Source organism: Clostridium aquiflavi (assembly GCF_031344075.1).
GTDB lineage: Bacteria > Bacillota > Clostridia > Clostridiales > Clostridiaceae > Clostridium > Clostridium aquiflavi.
On the sequence record NZ_JAVJAN010000009.1, the window covers coordinates 11,607 to 36,872 of the forward strand.

A 25,266-nucleotide genomic window follows, 5' to 3' on the forward strand; every position below is an offset into this window, starting at 1 on the left:
GGCAGTTCACCTCCTTTGTTATACTATAAAGCTTCTATATTTTTTACTATATCTTCAAATTTTGCTGATCTTGATGCTTTAACTAAAATAACATCTCCATCTTTTATTAAATTACATAAATAATTTTGTAATTCCTCTTTACAGTTAAAAGTCACTGCATCTTTTCCAAAACCACTTTTATAATCTTCTCTAAACTCACCTGTTGTTAAAACAATATCTGCTTTTCCTATTGCATCTTGACCTACCATTTCATGAGATGACTTAGCATGATCTCCAAGCTCTCCCATATCTCCTAACACAGCAATTTTTCTACTTCCACTATATGTTTTCAAAACACTTAAAGCAGATTTCATTGAATCTGGACTAGCATTATAGCAGTCATTTATTATTGTAAAATTATTTTTCTTTATAAACTCTAATCTCATAGAAGTAGCTTCAAAGTTATTTAGTCCTAGTTCCATTTCTTCAAATGTAATACCAAAGTTTTCTGATATTCTTATTCCTAAAAGCGCATTTAATATGTTATGTTCTCCCACCATATTTAATTTAAATCTATGACGCTCTCCATTACTATTAACTGCATCAAAAGAAGTACTTTCTTCAGTTAACTCTATGTTTTCTGCATATAAATCATATTCTTTATCATATCCAATTTTTTCAATTTTAAATTTATTATCTTCATTTACTTTTTGAAGCATATCATTTTCATAGTTTATTACTAAAGTATTATTTTCTTTAAAAAAGTCTGTTATGCTAAATTTTTCTTTAAGAATATTTTCCCTTGTCTTTAAATATTCTATATGAGATACTCCTACATTAGTAATTATAGCCATATCAGGTCTTGCAATATTAGTTAATCTATGAATTTCATTAAAGTTACTTGTTCCCATTTCAAGAACTGCAATATCATAACTTGAATCTAATTCAAAAATCATAAGTGGTAACCCTATTTCATTATTAAAGTTTCCTTTTGTCTTAAATACAGAATATTTTCCACTTAAAAAGGCTGCTACTAAATCTTTAGTAGATGTTTTACCTGTAGATCCTGTTATACCTACTACCTTTATCCCTAATTTTTCTCTATAGTATTTTGCTAAAGCTCCTAATGCTGATTTTGTATCATTTACTTTAATAACTGTTCCTTTGTCATTTAACTCTTCTAACTTAAAATTCACTTCATCTATTATTGCAACAGTTGATCCACCTTTTATTGCTTCAACCACATAATTATTTCCATTAAAATTATTACCCTTTAATGCTATAAATAAACTATTTTTATCAATTTTTCTTGTATCAGTTGAAATTTTTTCAAAATTTCCTTCATTATTTTTTATTAGCAATTCACCATTAATTGCTTTTAGTACTTCATTTAGAGTTAAATCCATAATACAATCTCACCTCTTATTATTTATCATCTAATATTTGTTTAACAACTTCTCTTTCATCAAAATGTATTGTTTTATCTTTTAAAATTTGATATGTTTCATGTCCCTTACCAGCTATTACTATCACATCATTTTCTTTAGCTATATCCATTGCTTTTTTTATAGCATCTTTTCTATTTTCTATAACTTCATAATTCTCTTTTTCTATTCCTACTAGTATATCCTCTATTATTCTCATAGGCTCTTCGCTTCTTGGGTTATCTGAAGTTACTATAGCTATATCTGCTATCTCAGTTCCTATTTTACCCATTTGAGGACGTTTTACCTTATCTCTATCCCCTCCACATCCAAAGATAGCAATTAATCTTCCTTGCGTAAATCCTCTTGCAGTTTCTAAGATGTTTTGTAATCCATCTGGAGTATGAGCGTAATCTATTATTATGTCATAAGGTAAATTATAATTAGTAGCTGTTCTTTCACATCTACCTGGAACTATAACTTTGTTAATTCCATCTTTTATAGATTCCATTGGTATATTTAACTTATAACATGCTCCTATAGCACCTAAAGCATTATATATATTGTATTCTCCTGGTATTGATAATATAAATTCTTCATCTTTTTCTAAATTAACTTTAAATCTTATGTTCTTACTTCCCAATTTTTCATCAAAGGCTTTAAAATTAGAGTCTTCCTTTATAGAATAATCATATATATTTTTTGCTTTTAGTTTATTTAAATCTTTTATTACTTGTTTTCCATAATTATCATCATTATTAATTATTCTTATATTGCTTCTCTTAAATAATTTAAATTTAGAATTATAGTAATTTTCAAAAGTCTTATGAAAATCTAAATGATCCCTTGTTAAATTCGTAAAAATTCCAACCTCAAAATCAACTCCATATACTCTATCTAATTCAAGAGAATGAGAAGATACTTCCATAACGCAATATTCTACACCCTTATTGACCATATTATTAAATAATTCTTGTAATTCTAATGATTCTGGTGTAGTTCTTTCCGTATGAAGCTTTTCATTTCCAATGTAATTAGCTATAGTTCCTATAAGCCCTACCTTTTTACCATTGGATTCTAGAATTGATTTTATCATAAATGCAGTTGTTGTTTTGCCATTAGTACCTGTTATACCAATAATCTTCATTTTTTTACTTGGATTATCGTAATAATTTATTCCAATAAGAGCCAAAGCTTTTCTAGTGTCTTTTACCTTAATAACAGATATATTCTTATTTAATATTTCTATATCATCTTGTATTATAATAACAGACGCGCCATTTTCAATTGCTTTTTGAATATATTTATGTCCATCTGTAGCATATCCTTTTATACAAATAAAAATATCGGACTTATTAACCTTTCTACTATCATAATTAATTGAAGATATTTCCTTGTCTAAACTTCCTTGTACAAGTTTATAGTCTATTCCCTTTAAAATATCTTTAAGGTTCATTTTTAACCATCTCCTTAAATAATATGCTTATTATGTTATTTAAATACTCTATAAAAGATTATTTTACAATAATTTAGCATGTGAGCAAAACCCACATGCTAAATTTTAACTTAAGTATTCTAATTAGTCTTTATAATCTGAATTTAAAGTTAATTTAACCGATGTGCCCTTGGTTATAACTTCTCCCGGATTAACATTTTGTTCTATTACCATACCTCCACCTTGGAAGATTGGTGTTATTCCAATACTAGTTAATAATTGATTAGCATCATCTTTAGAATATCCTCTTACATCAGGCATCACAACATTTTTATTATAAGACCCACTGTTACCTGTGTAAAGATTTATTTCAGATTCTTCCTTTACTGCATATCCTGGATATGGCTTCATATCTATAACAGTATCACCTGATTCATCTATAGAAAAATTTAACTTAGATTCTTTTAACACTTTCTTTGCTTCATCAACTTTCATTCCTCTAACCTCTGGAATAATAATATCTCTAGATATTTGACTTAAATTTTCATCAGAAAACTTACTATCTAAATAATTAAATATATCAGAGAATAGCATTTTAGCTGCTGGTGTACATACTTGACCTGCATAATATGAACCATTGCTTGGTTCATCTACTGTTACCATTACAGTTATCTTAGGATCATCTACTGGTGCCATACCAACAAAAGATGATATATATTGTCCTGAACCATAAGTACCATTTTCCGGATTCACCTTTTGAGCTGTTCCTGTTTTACCACCAATATGATACCCTTCCATAAAGGTTCCTGCACCAGATCCACCAGTTACAACTCTTTCAAGATAACTTCTAAGTTCTGCTGTTTTTTCCTTAGTTGCTACATCCGTTACTTTAGAATTAAATGATTCATCAACTATTTTAACTCCATTTTCACCACTATGAGTAATTTCCTTCATAACATGTGGTTGTATTAATTGACCACCATTTGCAACAGCATTAAAAGCTGTCATATATTGAACTGAATTTACAGTATTAGTTTGCCCGAAAGCTATAGTTGCTAAGTCTGTTTCTGAGATTTTATCAACCTTTTTAACAATGCCTCTTGTTTCTCCTGGTAAATCAATACCGCTTACTTTTCCAAATCCAAACTTTTCAATGTATTCACATAACTTTTCTTTTCCTATCATTTCTCCAAGCTTCATAAATCCAACATTACATGAATTTTGAATTATATCTGGAAACTTTTGAGCTCCATGGCCTTGTGTTCTCCAACACTTTATATATCTATTTCCAAAATGTAAGCCACCACCACATGTAAAATCAGTATTTGCATTTGCAATATTTTCTTCTAATGCAGTAATTGCTGTTATAACTTTAAAAATTGAGCCTGGTTCAAACATATCATTTACAAGTCTATTTCTCCACATCTTTTGTAATTTTTCTGATTCATTTGCACCTTCAAAATCTTCTGTGCCTTCATATGGAACATTAGGATTAAAATCAGGTTTATTAACCATAGCTAAAACCTCTCCACTTTTAGGATCCATAACTAATATAGATACTGCTTTAGCTTTATTATCTTCATATGTTTGCTGTGCTGCTTTTTCAGCAAAGAATTGAATATTCTCATCAATTGTTAAAGTTATATCCTTTCCATCTACTGGAGGTGTGAATTGTGATATTGTATAAGGTAATTCTCCACTATTTCTATCTAATTCTGAAATTTTCATTCCAGGTACTCCGGACAAATAACTATTATATTGTACTTCTACTCCAGTTAACCCTTGACCATCAATATTAGTGCTTCCGAGAACATGTGATAAAAAATTATTATTCGGATAATATCTTTTAGTATCTGGTGATACCAAAACACCACTAATGTTTAAATCCCTTACCTTATCAGCAGCATCTTTTTCAATTCTTCTTATAAGCGTTGCTGAACCAGCATCTGCTCCACTTGGAAGCTTAGTTTCTAATTTTTCTTTTACCTTTTCTGAATCTAAATCTAGAGCGTTTGCAATAACAGGAGCAATATCAGCAGTTGTTAAGGCTTCCTGTCCTGGTTTTACATTAATTCCAACACTACTAAGCTTTTCTCGTCTTTTTTCAGTTAAATCTTGCCTTAAAAAAGATCTTATAGAATTTAAATCAAAGTCAACTCTATACACATTAGCAGATACAGCTAATTCTTTGCCATTTCTGTCTAATATTCTTCCTCTTCTTGCATCTATTTTTACTTCGCTTGTCCATTGTTCTTCCGCTCTTGCTGCATATTCTTGCCTTTTAGCTATCATTATGTAAGATAGTCTAATACTTAGCACTAAAAACACACAACTCAATCCTGCAATAATTACAGTCATTCTTTTGCGCATTTTTGCTCTATCTTTATAATTTAGTTTTTTCACTACTTATAACTCCTCCATATAATTTCTATTAGATTAAGTGTCTCTTTTTTAAACTGTAATGTAATTAAAAATCCCCTTATAATTAGTCTAAAAAATACTTATCTAAGAATATGAAGCTATTAAGCACTTAAACTTTACTACTTATTTTAAATTAATAAAAAGTTACTATCTGAATTTGCTTATAAACTTAGATATAAAGCTCTGTTTTTTGTTAACCTCAGTATCAGTATTTGTTTCTAAATTTGCAAAATAATTTTCAGAAAAATCTATCTTTACTATGTCATCTTTAGTAGGTAACATCATTGATAACTGCTTTTCTGAAGTTTCTTGTATATTTTGTAAAGATCCAAATTTTAAAAGTTTAACTCTTAATGCTTCATTTGTTTCCTCAGCATTATTAATTTCACTATTTATTTTCCCTAAATTCTTTTGCATATTATAAACCTTAGCATCTCCTGCAATAGTCATAAGTCCTAATGAAACTATCAATATAGATATTATAAGAGTACTTTTTCTTGCTTCTATTTTTTCATTTTTTATCTTAATGCTCTTGTTCTTTTTAACTTTTCGTAAATTTTGTTTACTTTTCTTGGGTCTACTTACTATTCTTTTTCTCGATGGTTTTACTGCTGTACTACCTTTAATATAATCATATTCTTTTCCTTCCAATTTATTCACATCCCCGCTTAATTTATAACATAATAAAAATTAAATTTTATAACTTTTCAATTATTCTAAGTTTCGCACTCCTACTTCTTGGATTTTCTTCAACCTCTTCTTTAGTAGGTTCTATTCCTTTTCTAGATACTAACTTTACACTAGGTTTTTTACCGCAAATACACATTGGAAATTCCTTTGGACATGTGCATGGGTCATTAAGTTCTCTAAATTTAAGCTTAACTATTCTATCTTCTAAAGAATGGAAAGTTATTATTGCCATTCTTCCACCTGGATTTAATCTATTTACACCATCTTCAATAGTTTGGTTAAGTATTTTAAGTTCTGAATTTACTTCTATTCTTATAGCTTGAAAAGTTCTCTTTGCTGGGTGTGGACCTTCTCTTCTCGCTTTTGCTGGAATAGCTGCTTTAATTATGTCAACTAGCTCCATAGTAGTTTTTATAGGATTTTCGCTTCTTCTATTTACTATGCAGTTTGAAATTCTTTTTGCAAATCTTTCTTCACCATAATTTTTTATTATTTTGTATAATTCATCTTCGCTATATTCATTTACGATTTCATAAGCTGAAAAATCATTATCTCTATTCATTCTCATATCTAAAGGAGCATCTTTCATATAGCTAAAGCCTCTTTCTCCTTCGTCTAATTGGTAAGAAGATACTCCAAGATCCATCAATATTCCATCCACTTTAGGTATATCTAAATTTTGAAGAATATTATCTATGTCATAAAAATTACTATGAACATATTTTACATTTTCAAACCTTTTCAATCTTTCTTTTGCTGCTTTTAAAGCATCCCTGTCTTGATCTATTCCTATTAATACCCCGTCCTTTGATAAACGCTCTAATATATGAGATGAATGTCCTGCTCCACCTAGTGTACAGTCAACATAAATTCCATTCTCCTTTATATCTAATGCATCTAAGCATTCGTTTAGTAAAACTGAAATATGTTTAAATTCCATATTAAAAACTCCTTATATTCCTAAATCATTCATTTTTTCTGCAATCAGATCATAATCTATATCTGATTCATTGTAATTAATCCACTTTTCCCTGCTCCAAATCTCAACTCTAGATAATACCCCTATACTTACTATGTCCTTTTCTATGCCTGCATATTCTTTTAAATTTTGTGGAATTAATCCTCTTCCTTGCTTATCTAATTCTACTATACATGCACCAGAAAAAAAGAATCTTACAAATGCTCTTGCATCTCTATTTGTCAAAGGTAAGGTTTTAAGCTTATTCTCCAAAATTCCCCATTCATTAATTGTATAAGCATAAATACATCCATCAAGACCTTTGGTTATTACAAACTTATCTCCTAAGTCTTCTCTTAGCTTTGCTGGAACAATCATTCTGTTTTTAGAATCTAATGAATGTTGATATTCTCCAATAAACATTAATTTACCCTCACCTTAATAATTTACAGCAATTTAAGCTCTATTTCAATCCACTTTAAACCACTTTAAACCACTTTATAATATTTATTCTATATAAATATTATATTTCCTTCCATATACTTAGTTTTTTTGAAATTTAATTAAATTTTTTAAACAAATAATAAAATTTTTATCTTTTTTTTCCATTTCTAAAATCATAGAGTAAATTTCCAAATATAAGAAATATAAAAATTAATATTAACCAAATTGGACCTTCAATTGGAGATTCTAATGAATTTGTAGCAGCTTTGTATAAAAAATAAAAATATATGACATAACCATTAAATAAAACTATATTAATATATTTTTCCTTTTTATTTTTTTCTATCGTAAATTTTACAATTAACTTAACTGTATATATACTTTTCCAAACAATTATTGCTGTAATTAAAAACACTAATACTAAATTCATAAAATTTCTCCTGATTTAATTCTTCTTAATATATACTTATTTAAATTTAGTTAAAAGTATCTTAAATAAATAAAAAAAATTAAAATAAAATTTTAATTTACAGTACTATTACTTTAATGTATATATTTTCAAATATATTTTTGATATAATTTTATTTATAAAAATTTTTGCTTATTTTTGCGGAGGGCTTATTCTTGAAAAAAAACATTGAATTAAAAACTATAAACACAAGAAGAATTTATAATTTAGATGATTATAAATATGGTTTAAAGAAAGGGATTCCAATTGCACTTGGATATCTATCTGTTTCTATTACCTTTGGAATGATGGCTGTACGGGGAGGCCTTAGTCCATGGATTGCAATATTAATATCAATGACTAACTTAACATCAGCAGGTCAATTTGCTGGTATTAACCTAATATTTATTTCTGCTTCTTATTTGGAAATAGCTTTAACTATATTTGTTATAAATATTAGGTATATGCTTATGTCATTATCTCTATCTCAAAAAATGCAATATAAAATACCTTTGTTTAAACGTTTTATAATATCCTTTGGTGTAACAGATGAAACATTTACACTTGCATCACTTGAAAAAGATGAATTAAGTTCTGAATTTATGTTAGGATTAATGACTCTTCCATATTTAGGTTGGGCATTAGGAACTTTTATAGGTGCTGTAACTACTAAAATATTACCTGCTTCTTTACAAGATTCTTTAGGTATAGCCTTATACGCTATGTTTATTGCTTTAATAATACCACAAATTAAAAAGTCCAAGCCTATATTAGTAGTGGTTATTATTGCTGTTACAATTAGTTGTATCTTTAGATATATTCCTTGTTTAAATAGAGTTTCTTCTGGATTTGTTGTTATTGTTGCATCAATAGTCTCTTCTGCAATTGGTGCTTATCTTTTTCCTATAAAGGAGGTTTTATAAATGTATATAATTGTTTGTGTAATAATTATGGCTGTAGTTACTTACATACCTAGAGTAATTCCATTAACTATATTTAACAAAAAAATAAACTCAATATTTATTAAATCTCTCTTGAATTATATTCCATATGCTGTTTTAGGTGCTATGACATTTCCTAGTATATTTTATAGTACAGAAAACATGTTATATTCAACTGTAGGAACTTTAGCTGCTATAGTTTTAGCATATTTTGAAAAAGATTTGCTTATTGTTGCAGTTTCTTCAGTCTTAGTTATTTATTGTTTAAATATCTTTGTATAGAAGAACAAAATAGTTGTACCATATTTTATTAGTTGAAAGTGGAAATAAAAAATTCCACAATTTCCTACATAAAAAAAGTATAGTTAATATTTTTTAATATTAACTATACTTTTTTAAATTATTTTTTCATAGCTTCTAAAGCTGCTATATTTAATAAGCTCCAAGGTTTATTAAAATGTGGTTGGAAGAAGAAATCTGTCATTGCGAGTTCTTCAACAGTCATATTATTTTGAATAACTACTGAAAGTGTATTCATAAATTGTGTTAAATCTAAATTAGATATTATTTGGCCACCAAGAACTCTTCTTGTTTCTTTATCAAAAACTAATTTTAAGCATGCTTCTTCAAAAGTTGGCATAAATTCTGGTCTATAATTATCTTTAACTACTACTGATTCTACATTAAATGAAGTTGTACTTTTTGCAACTTCTTCTGTTAGTCCAGTTGAAGCTATACACTTTTCGTATATCTTAATACCTGATGTCCCTTGAGTACCCATATACTTTAATGTTGGATTTTCTATATTCATTGCAACTAATGTTCCCATTCTAACAGCATTTGTTGCAAGTGGAATATATCTTGTATCACCTGCTGGATTATATTTTACTACACAACAATCTCCAGCTGCAAAAACATCTTCTTTGCTTGTTCTCATATACTCATCTATTATGATTGCACCATTAGGTAATGTTTCTAATTTTCCTTTTACTAATGCTGCGCTAGGTGCAAAGCCAATACATAATATAACTAAATCCCCTTCATAAGTTCCACTATCAGTTACTACATGTGTTACTTTACCATTTTCACCTTTAAAACATTTTACCTTTTCACCTAAAACTAGATTTACATTATGATTTTTAAATTCTGTTTCTGCTATATCAGTAAATTCTTCATCTAAATATTTAGCCATTATCCTTTTTTCTGCATCAATTAAAGTAACATTTTTATTTTTCATTTGAAAAGCTTCTGCAAGTTCAACACCAATATATCCTGCCCCTATTATAACTACATTTTTTGCATCTTTACATTTTGCTTCAATAACTTTTGCATGATTATAATTTTTGCATAAAATAATATTTTCTAATTCTCCACCTTCGAATTTAGGTACTATTGGCCAAGATCCTAAAGTAAGAACTAATTTATCATAATTATCTTCAAAAATTTTTTCTGAATCTAAATTTTTAACTTTAATTTTTTTATTATCAAAATCTATATCTAAAACATCATGTTTCATATTAGTTAAAATTCCAAGAGATTTTAAATTTTCTGGTGAATTATAGAAAAGCTTTTCTGTTTCAGTAACAACCCCTCCTATACTTAAAGCAATACCACATGATAAAAACGATATGTTATCATTTCTTTCATAAACTGTTATTTCACTTTCTGGATAGCGTTCCTTTAAATTAACAATGGTAGCTGTTCCTGCATGAGTACATCCTATTACAACAATTTTCATAATATATTTCCCCTTTAAATTATAAATATTCTTTATTAAAAAATAATAATTATCTTTTAATATATAATACACCTTATGTTTAAAAAGGTAAATACCATTTAAATATTTTTAATTAATTTTACCCTTTTACTACAAGGTATATACTTATAATTTAGCATCTATTTTCTTTCTTTGTACCATCAAATAATAATGATAATAAAATGCTTGTAAGTAATATTATCATTATTATTAGTACTGAATTTACAACTGATATCTCAATTCCAAATTGAATTATTATAAGCTTTATTCCTGTAAACATTAATATAAATCCAACTCCATATTTCATAAATCTAAACATGCTATTCATTTTAGCTAGTACATAATACATACTTCTTAATCCAAGTATTGCAAATATATTAGATGTATACACTATAAATGTGTCTGTAGTTATTGAGAATATTGCTGGTATTGAATCCAAAGCAAATATTACATCTGAAAATTCTATAACTAATAAAGCAACAAATAATGGAGTTGCATAAAGAATTTTATTTTTTCTTTCAAAAAACTTCTTATTATTAATTGTATTACTTACGGGCATAACCTTCCTTAATAATTTAACAGCAAAATTATCATGAAATTGTATATTATCTTCTTTAGAAAACAACATTTTAAATCCACTGAATAATAATACCACTCCAAAAATATAAAGAATCCAATGGAATTTATTTACTATAGTAACACCAAGTAAAATAAATATAAGACGTAGTACCATAGCTCCAATAACTCCATATAATAAAACTCTTTCTTGATATTCTTCTCTTATTCCAAAGCTTGAAAATATCATTAAGAATAAGAATAAATTATCCAAGCTTAAAGACATTTCTATTATGTAGCCTCCAAAATATTCAATTGCAGCACTTTCTCCCTTAAAATGAAAAATAAATAGATTAAATATTATAGATAAAATTATCCAAAAACTTAAATTACGTAATGATTTTTTTGTTTCCATAAAATAACTCCTTATTAACATTCTTAAAGTATATATATTATTTTTCTTCTAAATATATCCTTACATAATAAAAGTTTAATTTTAAAAATATAATTTTTTAAAGAAAAAAGGAACCTTAATCAAAGGTTCCTCTTAGTATTAAAAAATATGTTATACATTGAATCTGAAGTTAACTACATCTCCATCTTCCATTATGTACTCTTTTCCTTCAAGTCTGAACTTACCTTTTTCTTTTGCTGCTGCTTCTGATCCACATTCAACTAGATCATCATATCCAACAACTTCAGCTCTGATAAATCCTCTTTCAATATCAGTATGGATTTTACCAGCAGCTTGTGGAGCTTTAGTCCCTCTTTTAATAGTCCAAGCTCTAACTTCTTGAACTCCAGCTGTTAAGAAACTCATAAGTCCTAATAATTTATAACTTGCTTCAATTAACTTATCAAGACCAGATTCTTCCAATCCATATTCTCTTAACATTTCATTTTTTTCATCATCTTCTAATCCAGATAATTCTTCTTCTATTTTAGCACTTACAACTATTACTTCTGAATTTTCAGATGCTGCATATTCTTTTACTGTTTTCACATATTTATTTTCGAAGTTTCCTTCCATAACATCATCTTCGGAAATATTACAAGCATATAAAACAGGCTTTGAAGTAATTAAGAATAATCCTTTTACAAAAGCTTGCTCTTCATCTGTAAATTCTAAAGTTCTTGCTGGTTTATTAGATTCTAATTGTTCTTTAATTTTTTCCATAATTCCATATTCAAACTTAGCAGTTTTATCACCAGATCTTACAAGTTTTATACCTTTTTCCATTCTTCTTTCTAAAACTTCTAAATCTGAAAAAATTAATTCTAAGTTTATAGTTTCAATATCTCTTATTGGATCAACAGTACCTTCAACATGAACAACATTTTCATCATCAAAACATCTTACAACGTGAACTATTGATTCAACTTCTCTAATATTGGCTAAAAATTTATTTCCTAAACCTTCACCTTTTGAAGCTCCTTTAACTAATCCTGCTATATCATAGAATTCTATTGCTGTATATATTTTTTTCTTTGTGTTATACATCTTTTCTAAGACATCTAATCTCTTATCTGGAACACTAACTACTCCCACATTTGGTTCAATGGTACAGAATGGGTAATTAGCTGATTCTGCTCCAGCTTTTGTTATCGCATTAAATAATGTACTTTTACCTACATTCGGCAATCCTACAATTCCTAACTTCATTTATGTACAGTCCTTTCTAACATTTAATACACCTTTAAAAATTATACTCTAGAACGTCTTTCTTTTCAACTAAATATGTTTGATGTTATAGTATGAAGCTTGTAGGCAGAGATTTTTGCTTTAACACACCTAAAATAAATAGTTACTTAAATAAAAATCTATATTTAATAGAAATTACCATGATTAATAGTTTGATAAAATACAAACAATATTTTATATGAACATATTCTAAATCTGTAGAAATTTATTATTCTATATAATATTTAGAAAACGTTATGTAAAATAAGCTATATTTTAAGCCACTATTGGTGCTTTAGTATATATGCTAAATAAAATTGGAGTTTGTTTTATACTACAACATCAATGTTATTTTTAAATATAGCTAAAATAAATAATTTTAAGATAGAAGGTGGAAATTTGAAAAAATATTATAAAAAATCAATTTTAGCTTTATTAGTTTCAGTGTTAACTATAAATTCTCTTGCTACACCTATTAATGCCAAATCCAAAAAGCCCAAGGAAGATGAAATGGAGCAATTTATAGAATTTGAAGAAAATAAAGTTAAAGATATATTTTCATTGTTTTCCGATCAAGGAGAACTAAATTGGTATTATGTAGGTAAAGGTAAAGATAATGTAGCTGAAGGGCCAAAAGAGTCAGTAGATTTCCTAAAAGAAAATGATGCTTGTTATCTAGGAGATACATCTAAAAAAGTAATATATCTTACTTTTGATGAAGGATATGAAAATGGTAATACAGGTAAAATATTAGATACATTAAAAAAATTAAATGTACCTGCTGCCTTTTTTGTTGTTAAACCTTATATTGATACTGAGCCAGATTTAATTAAAAGAATGGTTGATGAGGGACATTTAGTGTGTAATCATTCATCACATCATCCTTCAATGGCATCAATTCATGATAAAGCTAAATTTGAATCAGAATTTACTGAAGTAGAGGAAGCTTATAAAAAGGTTGTAGGGAAAGATATGCCAAAATATTTTAGACCACCAATGGGTAAATATTCAAAAGATTCTTTAAAAATGACAAAAGACTTAGGATATAAATCTGTATTTTGGAGTTTTGCTTATAAAGATTGGTTAGTAAAAAATCAACCTGCTGAAAGTTTTGCAATAAATAAGATAACTAACGGTGCTCATCCTGGATGTATAATGCTTCTTCATGCTGTATCTGATACTAATGCTAAAATATTAGATACTGTTATAAAAAAATTACAAGATGATGGATATGAATTTAAATCCTTAAATGAACTTCCAACAGAATAAAGCTATTTAGACTATTCTTAAACAATGCTTTTAAATATATAAAAAGGAACTATGCATAATTTTTATTCATTATACATAGTCCCTTTTCTATTTAAGACTATAATTTAAATCTATGTTAAGATATGCAATAGGTAAAGTGGCATTGTAATTGGACTTTGAGAATACTTAATGAGTATTGTCACATTTATTGCTTGTCTCAATTTTATATTTGGAGCAAGCTAAAATGGGACTATAATCATTTTTAGTATTCCTAAGTTCAATTACTCTGTCCACTTTACTTATGCATATCTCAACATTCTGCTAAAACATATCTTTGTTTTTAATTATTATTCTTGAAATATAACTGAATTTACTTGTGCTACAATCTCTTCTTTTTTATCTTTAGATTTATTAAATAAATCATCTAATTCTTCTTTTATTTCATTAAAGAATATTTCATCATCTCTTAAGCCATTTAAATTAACTTTGACATTCATTATTGCACTCTCTATAGTGCAGTGTAATAATATTGCTGACATGCCTAAGTCTGATAAAAGCATTTTGTTACCATACTTACTCATAACATCTAAATTTTTATAAAACTCAAAAGATTCTCTTGCTAATTTTAATGGTGGTAACATAGCTTCTTTTGTACCTTCTTTTATAGCATTATTTCTATTGCTTTTTTCTTCTTCTGTATCTTTAGGAAGTTTGTAGCAATCCATTAACTTTAAAAATCCATTTCGATCTTCTTCCATAAGTTCTAGGCTTCTATATGTAAATCCTTTAGATTTTTCTCTAAAATCATCTATCATAGTTTTAATTTCTTCATCTAATTGTTGGTATTTTTTCTTACCTACTGTTAAAGAATATACCATTGAATTCAGTGCACCTGATAATGCACCTATTAGCCCTGCTACACTTCCGCCACCTGGTGATGCTTTATCACTTTCTACATCCCCAATAAATTCTTTAATTGTTTGTTTATAAAATTCCATTAAAAATCCCCCTTATTTATTATTGCTTATATTTTTATTATCTAATATAGATATTATATATCCAAGATATATCCAGAACATAATAGATATAAAACTTATTATATAAACTAAATTACTTTCAAATGCATTTACTGCTAATATTCCAAGTAACATGGAAGATATTGTAGTCATTTGAAGCTTTTCTTTCCCCTTCAGCTTATCTAATCTCTTTATTATAAATACCATAATACTTATTAGAAAAATTAAAATTAATGCTAATGAAATAATTCCATTTACAGTTGCTATTTGAAGATAAATATTATGAAGTCCACCATATTCTATTCCTGGTAAATATTCAACTATTCTAGCATTTCTTACTGCTTCTATTAAATCTGAATTTCCTACTCCAAGCAACAGATTGTCTTTTATAACAAAACTAGCTGATTTCCATAAAATATTTCTTCCACTTGTAAAGCTATGTAGTCTGTCTTCATCAAAAGTTAATAATACACTTGAACATAATAATGGAATTATTAATAATGCTATTCTTAAATGTTTACTTTTTAAATATACAAATATAAATAAATATATTACAGCAATTATAAGCAAATATGAACTTCTTCCATTTGCTTTTACCATTGTAATACCTTGTATAATAACATTTAGAAGTAATAATATTTTCATCTTAATATTATTATTTTTTAACATTAAATATATACTTAATACAACTGCTAATCCTGCTGCTATAGATAAAGCATTTTGATTTACAAAAATCCCAAATGATCGACCTGTTCCAAATACCATATCAGTTGCTTGTATAGTTATCTTCTTATAGTCCACATATAATGATACTATTGATAATGGTAACATTAAAACAATATAAAAACATGATATAATATTCATTTCTTTTATATTTTGCCTTTTGCTTTTAAATACATCTATTGTATATAAAGATGTAAATATTATTAAATTAACTATCCATATTTTGATGTTTTCCGTAGTCCTATAAGCAAATATGTTAAGTGCTAAAGTAAAAATTATAAATAAAATTATTGGAATATCAAATTTATATATCTTTCTTGTTTTATAATCTTTAAATATCATAATTAATATTAGTAAAATACCCCATGCTAAAACAATAGTATTTAATTTTTTTATTGCTGGAACATATAAAAAAATAGTTGCAAAACCTAAGCTGACTAATATATATAGTAATCTAAAATATAATCTGTTACCTATAAAATTGTAAATTTTATTTAATACCTCTTTCATTTACTTTTTTATACACTCCCTTCAAATTCTTTACCAATAAATCTTCTGAATAATTTTTAACTGTCATATCTCTAATATTGCTTTCATTATAATTTTTATAATTTTCTTTCATATATTTCAATGCAGATATTAATTGTTCTTCATTGTTTTTTTCAACAATAATTCCATTTTTTTTAGTTATTATATCTTCAGCGCCACCATTTTTAGCGCCTATAACAGGTTTGCCACAAGCTAAAGCCTCTATATATACAACGCCAAAGGTTTCATGTTCTGATGGTAATGCAAATATATCACAATTTTTCATTTCATTAGCTACCTCTTGCCTTGATAACGCCCCTAAAAAAAATATCTGTTTTTCCATACCTATACTTTTAACTAATTCTTCTAATGAAGATTTTAGAGACCCGTCTCCCCCTATTTTAAGTACCACATTTTCATTAATAAACACTTCTTTAAAAGATTTTATTAACAACTCCATACCTTTTCCCTCTTCAAGAAAAGCACATGAGAAAAAAGTAAGCGTATTATTCTTTGCGTTTTTATTGCACTCTGCTTCCATATTAAATAAAGATAAATCAACCATATTATGAATAACTTCTATATCTCTATTTACATATGTGTTAAGTTCCTTTTTTAAGCCATTACCTACTGCTATTAATGAATCACAACTTTCATAAGCTTTATAAATATGTTTTCTATAACTATCTTTTAAATATTTTGCATACTTTAGTGATGAATGCTCTGTTATAACTAATGGTATATTATATTTTTTACTTATATAAGCTGCAGAAATTCCACCCCACATTGCAGAATGGGCATGTATTATATCAACTTTACCTTCTTTTTTAACTATTTCTTTATATAATTTATCCATTCTCTTATTAAAGCTTTTAAACATTAATGGGTTCTTAGGAAAATAATTGAAATCTTTATATCTATAAGTTCTAAGGTTATCTTCTATACTAAAATTAATTTTTCTTTTTTCTTTTATTTTACCAATTAACGTAAGTGGCCAAATTTCATTATAAGCCACCGTAATTTTTTCATCACTATTAGATAATGCTTTAAACTGTTCTTTAAAAAAGCTTCCATGAACTTTATTTCTTGGTGATGAATACCACGATGGTATTACCATAATATGCATTTTTATCACTTCTCTTCTAATATAGTATTTAGCTTCTTAACTATGCTATTCCATTCATATCTATAATCTGGTTCTGACTTTATATTATTACTTTTATATAAGCCTATTAACCTATATATATTATCTTTTATTTCTTTAACAGAATTACTAGCATTAATGCACTTTTCATTATTCTCAACTATATCTTTAATTGGATCATTATCATCACCATAAATAACAAAAATTCTTGCATCCGTTCCAAAATAATCATATATTTTTGCAGGTATTTGTTTAGAATTTTTATTACCAAATAAAATTAATATTTCTGAATTTAACATATACTTAAGTGCTTCATCAAAAGGTATTCTAGATGAAACTTTTGCTATTTCTAGATTACTTAATTTTCTTTTAACTTCAATATCATCTATGTTGCCAAAAAATAAAATATTAAGTAATTCATAGTCATCTTTATTTTCATTTTTAATCTCTTCTAACGCTTCAATGAAAGGATTTATATTTCTTAATTTAGTAAATATTTCTCCTGTATAAACCATGTTAATTTTATTGCTTTGTATAAGTGATGGAGTATTTTCTAATGATAATTTATTATATAATTCTTTATCAAATCCTCTATTTAATATATAAGTAAAATCGCTTTTAGCTTCAACAACTTTGTATTGATTTAAGTAATCTTTTCTATTTTCTTCAGTTACAAAAATAAATTTATCTGATAATTCAACAACCTTCTTTTCCATATTCTTTTCGATTAGTTTTTTTAATATAAAAGAATTTTGACGTGTTGAATCCTTAAGCCAAGGATCACTCCAATATGTAATCCATGGTATATTTTTGAATTTTCTTTTTATATAGTATGCACACAAATGAGAAGATGGCGGCTCATGCATTGAAAATATAACATCAAATTTTTCTTGTTGCATAAGTTGAATTCCATACTTTGCTGCTTTTTTAGCCCATCCATAATACATATCAGGTATTACAAGTGCATTTTTAATCCTTCTTAAAATTTTTCTATTTTTTATAGATTCTTTATTTATCTTAGATACACTTTGCTTTCTAGGAATAAATTTTTTAAATATTACTCCACCATCAATTAAATGATATTTTATTTTGCTATCCATCATAGAAAATAAATATTCATCATAATATATTGAATTTTTAGGAAAATTAACAGTTAATAAATGTATCTCATTTCCTGGAATTTCGCTTAATTTATTTAAATACTGCAAAGTTTCTATTGCAGCTGAATTATTTATTAATGGAGAATAACAAGCTATAAATAATATTTTCATATGTCCTCCTATTATTTCTTCTTTACTTTGTTTAAAAATAAATTTTTTATCTCCTGTACCTCTTTTATATTAAATAAATTACATAATATAAAATAGCTTATGATACCAATAATAGTTCCAAAAATAATAATCATTATTTTTGGTATTATTTCATCCATAAAATTTATAAATGTAATAATGACTAATCCCATTAAAATTGAATTAATAATTATCTTGAATATTTTAACAAATAAATCTTTATAAGTAAAATTACGTTCTAATTTTGTAATACTAATAAATAATAAAATCGAAGTTATCATCATAGCTATAGAAGATGCTAATGCTACTCCATATATTCCTATAGTTTTTGATAATATTATGCTTAAACATATATTTATGATTACTCCTATAATTCCATTTACAGTTGTAATCTTAGTTTTTCCCATAGAAAATAAAGTAGAATTTAATATATCTCTCATTCCAGTAAAAAATATTCCAACTGTATATCCAAGTAAAGCTAAACTTGTTAATTTTACTGCATATTCTGTGAATTTTCCTCTTTCATATATAATACTTACAATATCTTCTTTAAATATTATAACTCCAACTGTAATTGGTATTAAAATTAGAGCTAAATATATAAGAGATTTTTTTAATAATTCTACAAACTCATCTATTTTTTTTGCATTCCTAGCATTAGCCATCATAGGATATGCAACACTAGATATAGATGTTGTTATTATACTATTTATAAAAAATATAAGCTTTTCTGCATAACCTAATGCTGAAATAGATCCGATCTCTAATGATGATGCAATTCTTTTGTCAACTATCATATTTAGAGAATTTGCACCCGCTGCTATAACCACTGGAATTATTAAGAATAAAATGGCTCTTAATCCTTCATCTTTTAAGTTAACAAAAAATTTATATTTATACCCATGTGATACTAACGATGGTACTTGAACTACTACTCTAAAAAAGTTTCCTATAACATTAGCTATAGTTAATCCAATAATATCATAACTTCTAAAAAATAGTAAATACACTATCATAGGTAAATTAAAAAACAAACCTAATATTGATGGTATAACAAAATCTTCATTAACTTGTAATAATGATGTAAAACATGCGTTAATTGACATAAATAATAAATTAATCAGTGTAATTCTAGTTAATCTAATTGCTAAAATAGTTGTTTCTGTATCAAACCCTTTTCCCAAAGCCATAACTATTTCTTTTGAAAAAATACTAGTTATAGCAAAAAATATAACTGAAATAATAAATAATATATTAATCACATTATTAGCAAAATAATACATTTCATTTTTGCCTTTTTTCGCTTTTATCTTACTTAGTACTGGTAAAAATGATGTAGAGATTGCAAGGCCTATAAGCATAAATATAGTTTCCGGTACAGTAACAGCAATATTATATGCATCTGTATACATACCAGCTCCAAAATTATTTGCAATAAGCATATCTCTAACAAAACCTATAACTCTGCTTATACACGATACTATCATTATTATTAAAGTAGATTTTAATAAAGTATTCTTCTTCATATTTATCACCTTTTATTATACTTTAATACTTTTATTAAAAACTTAGGTATAGAAGTAAGTCTTGTTATTCTCCAAGGTTCCTTTGTCACCCTGTAAAGCCATTCAAGTCCTAAATTTATCATCCATTTAGGTGCTCTTTTAGAAATTCCTGAAAATATATCAAAACTTCCTCCAACACCCATAAATATATTACAAGGTAATATATCCATATATTTTTCAATAAAATATTCTTGTCTTGGGCATCCCATAGCAATAAAAATAGCCCAAGGCTTTTTCTCTTTTATTTCATCTATTATTTCAGCACAACTATCTAAATCAAAATATCCATTATGTAAACCGCATATATCTAAATTATTAAATTCATTTTTAATATTTTCCGCACATTTTTGAATTACTTCTTCTTTTGCTCCTAATAAATAAATAGATTTATTTTCTAAATTAGCTTTTGATAAAAGATCTTTCATAACCTCTATTCCAGCTATTTTTTCTTTTACTGGATTTTTTAACAATTTAGAAGCAAGAACTGTCCCTACCCCATCAGGAATAATTACAGAGTTGTCTTCTTTAAAACATCTATTAAGTATTTTATCATTTAATCCATTAAATAATATCTCTGGATTTCCTGATATAATATTTATCTTTTCAAATTTCTCTATGTATTTCATCAGTTCTTTTTTGTTGCCATTAAATATTTTAAAATTAAGTATATCTGTAAACATAAAATTCGCTACTTAAAATTACAAAGTTAAAAATTTAGATATAATTTAAAGTAGTTTCTCCTTTCATTATGTAGTATTTTCATAAATATAATACTTATTATTGATTAGACTATTATATCATATAATAAATCCCTTTTTATGTATTAAAATAATAATTTTTTAAAATTGCTATGTTTTAGCAACGTGTTGATATATGCATATTAAAACATCTTTTCCTATATATAAAAAGCACTAACAAAATATCTAATGCTATTTTGATAGTGCTGAAATAAAACCCTTTATTTAAAAATAGTGTTCATAATTTTAGTATAAGGGCGCAGTAGCATTGAAATTTACTTTTTAGAACTCTTAATAGATATTTGTTGAATTAATTGCTTGTCACAATGTTTCATTGGGAGCATGCATTAATTAGACTAATATCTGTTTTAGTGTTCTTAAAGGAAATTTCCCTGTCTACGAGCTTTATACTAAAATTATAAAATTAACTATTTAGTTAAAGCTTTTTCTAATTGACTTACAATTTCATCTTCAGGTTTTAATTTTTTAGCAATTTCTAAATGAAGTTTTGCTTGTTCATTATCGCCTAAATTCATATAACACATTATTATGTTAGTACAAATTTCAACATCTCTTGAAGCCTCAAAAGCCTTTTTAAAGTATTTTATTGCTTCTTCATAATTACCAAGACAAGCATAATTTATACCAAGTTCATTAACTACTTCTAATATACCTGATTCAATACTTAAACTTTGATTTAAATAGTATATAGCTTTTTCATAGTTTTCTAAATTTCTATATCCAACTGCTAAGTAATAATATAAAAGTGGATTTGTTTCAAATTGGTCAACTAATGGCAATAACATTTCTATTGCTTTTTCTGGCTTTTCATTTAAAAGCTCTATTGCTTTTTCATATTGACTTACATTGTTAATATCGTTGATTATTTGATCTATCTCTCCGCTCTTTACTCCGCCTTTATTTAGGTAGCTATTAATTTCTTCTTTAGCATTTATAAAGTCTCCATCATCTCTTAATATAAGTGCATTATACAAGTAAGGTTCTGGCATATTTTTAAACTTTATCTTTCCTTCTTCAATATCTTGTAATAGTATTGATTTGAATTTAGAATCCTTTTCTCTCAAGGCTTCCCCTGTCAATAATAGATTTTTAAAAACCTCTTCTTCTCTATTATATATATATAATCCTTTTAATAATATATAAGCTTCTTCTAATCTTTCTTCTTTAATTCTATTAGCTATAAGACTTTTTATAGATTCTTCGGCATTAGCAATATAAGTTAAAATAATTCCATAATCATCATTAAATCTTAATTTTTCATCACATGCAAAACATATAAACATTCCTTCAATAAAATAATATATAGGTAAGTTCTTCATTTTTATTTCATCATTAACATTAGATGTTATATATTCTGAACTTATAGGCATATATAAATCTTTATTTTTAAATGTCACATATTCCGGAATATTTACAGTCTTTTTAAATCCCTCTATATCCATTTCTAAAAATAATATCTTACTTAATTTTTCCTTCAACATTGTTTTATAATCCATTATGTTACACCACCTAATTTTATCTTGATAGTATTTAAGAACAAAAGCTGTCTCAAATGATTATTATATCACTTAAAACAGCTTATTTGTAGAATTAATTTAGTTTAATTTTTCATTAATTAATTTCATGACATTTTCTTTGAATTCTGATATTTGCTTTTCAGCATCAGTCAAGCTATTTCCCTTAATAGATAAATAAACTTTCATTTTGGGTTCAGTTCCTGACGGTCTCACTACAAAATAAGAATCATCTTCAAGTATAAATTTTAATACATTTGATTTTGGTAAATCAATTGCTACCTTACTTCCGTTTTCTACATCTTCATCCATACTTAATTTATAATCTAATTTTCTGACTACTTTTACATTATTAATTTCACTTACTTTACTATTTCTCATAGCATCTATACAAGAAGCTATTTTTTCTTGACCTTCTTTTCCTGCTAATTCTAAAGATACAAGAGTTTCTTTAAAGTATCCATATTTTTCATATAATTCTATTAAAGCATCATATAAACTCTTTCCATGTTCTTTATAATATAAACACATTTCACATATTAACATTGAAGCTATTACTGCATCTTTGTCACGAACAAAGTCTCCTGCAAGATATCCATAACTTTCTTCAAATCCAAATAAGTAAGTATGTTCTCCTGATTCTTTAAATTCTCTTATCTTTTCTCCTATATATTTAAATCCAGTTAGTACATCTAATATTTCTATATTAAAATCATCAGCAATTGCTTTAGCACCTTCTGTAGTTACTATTGTCTTAATAACTACTCCATTTTCAGGTAACTTATTCGTTTCTTTTAATGAACTTAACATATAATGAGTTAATAATAATCCAGTTTGGTTACCAGTTAAAACTTTGTATTCACCTTTGCTGTCTTTTACAACAACACCAATTCTATCACAATCAGGATCTGTTCCAAATATGATATCTGGATTTGTGCTTTGTGCCATATTTAAAGCTAATTTAAATACATCTGGATTTTCTGGATTAGGATAAGATGCTGTTGGAAAGTTTCCATCTGGAGCTTCTTGTTCTTTTACAACTTCTACATTTGTATATCCTAATTCTTTTAATACTCTTCTAACTGGAACATTGCCTGATCCATGAATTGGAGTATATATAACATTTAAAGTATTAGCTTTTTCACTAACTAATTCTTTTCTAATAGTTAAAGATTTTACTTTTTCCATATAAACTTTATCTAATTCTTCACCTACATATTCAAGTAAACCTTTTTCTAAAGCATCTTTTTCATCTATAATTTTAATTTGTGAAAAATCTTCAATTTGGTTAACACAAGTTATTATTTTGTTAGCTTTGTCATCTGTAACTTGTCCTCCAAATTCATCATAAACCTTATATCCATTATATTGTTTTGGATTATGTGAAGCGGTTACAACTATTCCACCACTACATTTTAATTCTCTTGTAGCAAAAGATAACACTGGTGTTGGTCTTAAACTTTCATATAAGTATACTTTTACATTGTTAGCGCATAATGTAAGTGCTGCTGCCTTAGCAAATTCCTTTGACATATTTCTAGAATCGTATGCAATTGCAACTGCTGGTTTGTTAAAGTTTTCATTTAAGTAATTAGCAAAACCTTGAGTGGCTTTTGAAACACTATATACATTCATTCTGTTGCTTCCTGCACCAATTACACCTCTTAATCCACCTGTACCAAACTCTAAATCTTTATAAAATCTATCTTCTATTTCTTTTTCATCACATATAGCTTTTAATTCATTCTTTGTTTCTTCATTTATACTCTCAGAATTAAGCCATGAGTTATATTTTTCTTTATAATCCATATATGTTCCCTCCCATTTGTATAAATCATTTGTTAAACATTTATACTAACTTAACAAAATTTTACTTAATACTTCTATTATTATACAATACTTATCCATAATAAAAAATAGTTTTTTTAATATTTTATAGTATTTAGTAATAAATTTTTCCAATTACTAACATTTCTTATTTTTCATGTTCATTCTTTATAGTTTTAATTTCCTCTATTGTTAGCCCTGTAGCTTCTGATATTTCATCTATTTCAGTAAATCCCATAAGATCTTCTGCTAAAGATATTATTAGTCTTTTTACATTATCCTTAACTCGACTTGGCAAATCAGAAAATTCATCTAAACATTCTGTCAAATCCAATGACTCATCATAATCATCTTCCTCTAAGTTTAAAAATTTTTTTCTTTTTAATTTGTTTTCAAAATATTCATTTAAATATATTAATTTTTCATTATTAGGTTCTATATCTTCTTCAGAAAATACTTCTATTCCTTCTTTTTGCAATAAGTATGCAGTAAGTCCCATTCCATCTATTTTGTTTCCTTGAAAGCTTCCATCATATACTTTATTAACACCACATGATGGACTTTTTTCTTTTAAAATAGCCTTTGTAGCATTCACTTCTTTAGCTATCTTTAATGTTTCATATGCACCTTTTACAAATTGATTTGTAACATCTAAACCATCTTTTGTAATTGCTATTCCATGCCCTTCTAGTATATCCTGAGCAGAATTTTTTAATTCTACTGGAGTTCTAGGAGTACTTAATCCTCCAAGTTGTTCAGGACATACCAAAATAGCTTTTCCTCTTCTAAATAACTCAACACACTTTTCATTTAAATTATTTTCCCCACTATATTTACAGTTAACTCCACATAAACATGCACTTATAATATACATGCACTCACCTCAAAATTTCTTCATATTTATTTCTTATTCTACCCTATT

22 protein-coding genes are annotated in these 25,266 nt (G+C 26.5%); 3 read left to right on the top strand and 19 right to left on the bottom strand.

Annotated elements, in window-relative coordinates:
* Positions 1 to 23 precede the first annotated feature (23 nt).
* The 7 genes from RGC78_RS04360 to RGC78_RS04390 form a co-directional block, all read right to left on the bottom strand.
* On the bottom strand, positions 24 to 1,385 hold the full coding sequence (locus tag RGC78_RS04360; RefSeq protein WP_252213268.1) for a UDP-N-acetylmuramoyl-tripeptide--D-alanyl-D-alanine ligase: 1,362 nt from the start codon (positions 1,383 to 1,385) through the stop codon (positions 24 to 26).
* 19 nt (positions 1,386 to 1,404) lie between these two features.
* Positions 1,405 to 2,859, bottom strand: coding sequence for a UDP-N-acetylmuramoyl-L-alanyl-D-glutamate--2,6-diaminopimelate ligase (locus tag RGC78_RS04365; RefSeq protein ID WP_252213265.1), 1,455 nt, complete (start codon positions 2,857 to 2,859; stop codon positions 1,405 to 1,407).
* 123 nt (positions 2,860 to 2,982) lie between these two features.
* Positions 2,983 to 5,241, bottom strand: coding sequence for a stage V sporulation protein D (locus tag RGC78_RS04370; RefSeq protein WP_252213262.1), 2,259 nt, complete (start codon positions 5,239 to 5,241; stop codon positions 2,983 to 2,985).
* Positions 5,242 to 5,406: 165 nt separating this feature from the next.
* A complete protein-coding gene (locus RGC78_RS04375) occupies positions 5,407 to 5,919 on the bottom strand; it encodes a cell division protein FtsL (protein WP_252226048.1) in 513 nt (170 codons plus the stop codon).
* A 37-nt stretch (positions 5,920 to 5,956) separates the two neighbouring features.
* Positions 5,957 to 6,889 (bottom strand): 16S rRNA (cytosine(1402)-N(4))-methyltransferase RsmH, encoded by a 933-nt coding sequence (gene rsmH / locus RGC78_RS04380; RefSeq protein WP_252229192.1) that lies wholly within the window; start codon positions 6,887 to 6,889, stop codon positions 5,957 to 5,959.
* 12 nt (positions 6,890 to 6,901) lie between these two features.
* The gene (gene mraZ / locus RGC78_RS04385) at positions 6,902 to 7,330 is read right to left on the bottom strand and encodes a division/cell wall cluster transcriptional repressor MraZ (protein ID WP_252213253.1); all 429 of its coding nucleotides are present in this window, start codon (positions 7,328 to 7,330) and stop codon (positions 6,902 to 6,904) included.
* Between the two features lie 169 nt (positions 7,331 to 7,499).
* Positions 7,500 to 7,781 carry a hypothetical protein gene (locus RGC78_RS04390; protein ID WP_252213250.1) on the bottom strand — a complete coding sequence of 94 codons (282 nt, stop codon included), beginning with the start codon at positions 7,779 to 7,781 and terminating at the stop codon, positions 7,500 to 7,502.
* 194 nt (positions 7,782 to 7,975) lie between these two features.
* Here RGC78_RS04390 and RGC78_RS04395 point away from each other — a divergent pair, with 194 nt between their 5' ends.
* Together RGC78_RS04395 and RGC78_RS04400 are read left to right on the top strand one after the other, a co-directional pair.
* Positions 7,976 to 8,722, top strand: a complete 747-nt coding sequence (locus RGC78_RS04395) for an AzlC family ABC transporter permease (protein ID WP_252213247.1) — start codon at positions 7,976 to 7,978, stop codon at positions 8,720 to 8,722.
* On the top strand, positions 8,723 to 9,022 hold the full coding sequence (locus RGC78_RS04400) for an AzlD domain-containing protein (RefSeq protein ID WP_252213244.1): 300 nt from the start codon (positions 8,723 to 8,725) through the stop codon (positions 9,020 to 9,022).
* A 118-nt stretch (positions 9,023 to 9,140) separates the two neighbouring features.
* On the opposite strand, the gene RGC78_RS04405 is transcribed toward RGC78_RS04400, so the two are convergent.
* The 3 genes from RGC78_RS04405 to ychF form a co-directional block, all read right to left on the bottom strand.
* Positions 9,141 to 10,478: an FAD-dependent oxidoreductase gene (locus RGC78_RS04405; RefSeq protein WP_252213241.1), complete on the bottom strand. Its 1,338-nt coding sequence runs from the start codon at positions 10,476 to 10,478 to the stop codon at positions 9,141 to 9,143.
* A 151-nt stretch (positions 10,479 to 10,629) separates the two neighbouring features.
* Positions 10,630 to 11,466, bottom strand: coding sequence for a TerC/Alx family metal homeostasis membrane protein (locus tag RGC78_RS04410; protein ID WP_252213238.1), 837 nt, complete (start codon positions 11,464 to 11,466; stop codon positions 10,630 to 10,632).
* A 150-nt stretch (positions 11,467 to 11,616) separates the two neighbouring features.
* Entirely contained in the window at positions 11,617 to 12,714 is a 1,098-nt protein-coding gene (ychF, locus tag RGC78_RS04415) for a redox-regulated ATPase YchF (protein WP_252213234.1), read from the bottom strand.
* A 363-nt stretch (positions 12,715 to 13,077) separates the two neighbouring features.
* Here ychF and pdaA point away from each other — a divergent pair, with 363 nt between their 5' ends.
* On the top strand, positions 13,078 to 14,001 hold the full coding sequence (gene pdaA, locus RGC78_RS04420; RefSeq protein ID WP_252226140.1) for a delta-lactam-biosynthetic de-N-acetylase: 924 nt from the start codon (positions 13,078 to 13,080) through the stop codon (positions 13,999 to 14,001).
* Positions 14,002 to 14,327: 326 nt separating this feature from the next.
* On the opposite strand, the gene RGC78_RS04425 is transcribed toward pdaA, so the two are convergent.
* From RGC78_RS04425 to RGC78_RS04465, 9 genes are all read right to left on the bottom strand, one after another.
* Positions 14,328 to 14,978, bottom strand: a complete 651-nt coding sequence (locus RGC78_RS04425) for a cyclodeaminase/cyclohydrolase family protein (protein ID WP_252226062.1) — start codon at positions 14,976 to 14,978, stop codon at positions 14,328 to 14,330.
* 12 nt (positions 14,979 to 14,990) lie between these two features.
* Entirely contained in the window at positions 14,991 to 16,229 is a 1,239-nt protein-coding gene (locus RGC78_RS04430) for an O-antigen ligase family protein (RefSeq protein WP_309556112.1), read from the bottom strand.
* Positions 16,210 to 17,373 carry a glycosyltransferase gene (locus tag RGC78_RS04435; RefSeq protein ID WP_309556114.1) on the bottom strand — a complete coding sequence of 388 codons (1,164 nt, stop codon included), beginning with the start codon at positions 17,371 to 17,373 and terminating at the stop codon, positions 16,210 to 16,212. Before RGC78_RS04435 ends, RGC78_RS04430 begins: the two co-directional genes overlap by 20 nt.
* Before the next feature lie 5 nt (positions 17,374 to 17,378).
* The gene (locus RGC78_RS04440; protein WP_252226066.1) at positions 17,379 to 18,662 is read right to left on the bottom strand and encodes a glycosyltransferase family protein; all 1,284 of its coding nucleotides are present in this window, start codon (positions 18,660 to 18,662) and stop codon (positions 17,379 to 17,381) included.
* Between the two features lie 11 nt (positions 18,663 to 18,673).
* Positions 18,674 to 20,206 (bottom strand): murein biosynthesis integral membrane protein MurJ, encoded by a 1,533-nt coding sequence (murJ, locus tag RGC78_RS04445; RefSeq protein ID WP_252213225.1) that lies wholly within the window; start codon positions 20,204 to 20,206, stop codon positions 18,674 to 18,676.
* Positions 20,207 to 20,211: 5 nt separating this feature from the next.
* On the bottom strand, positions 20,212 to 20,925 hold the full coding sequence (locus tag RGC78_RS04450) for a WecB/TagA/CpsF family glycosyltransferase (RefSeq protein ID WP_309556116.1): 714 nt from the start codon (positions 20,923 to 20,925) through the stop codon (positions 20,212 to 20,214).
* A 485-nt stretch (positions 20,926 to 21,410) separates the two neighbouring features.
* Positions 21,411 to 22,499 carry a tetratricopeptide repeat protein gene (locus tag RGC78_RS04455; protein ID WP_252213223.1) on the bottom strand — a complete coding sequence of 363 codons (1,089 nt, stop codon included), beginning with the start codon at positions 22,497 to 22,499 and terminating at the stop codon, positions 21,411 to 21,413.
* 99 nt (positions 22,500 to 22,598) lie between these two features.
* A complete protein-coding gene (locus tag RGC78_RS04460) occupies positions 22,599 to 24,326 on the bottom strand; it encodes a phospho-sugar mutase (RefSeq protein WP_252213222.1) in 1,728 nt (575 codons plus the stop codon).
* 166 nt (positions 24,327 to 24,492) lie between these two features.
* Entirely contained in the window at positions 24,493 to 25,218 is a 726-nt protein-coding gene (locus tag RGC78_RS04465) for a 2-thiouracil desulfurase family protein (protein ID WP_252226070.1), read from the bottom strand.
* Positions 25,219 to 25,266 lie beyond the last annotated feature (48 nt).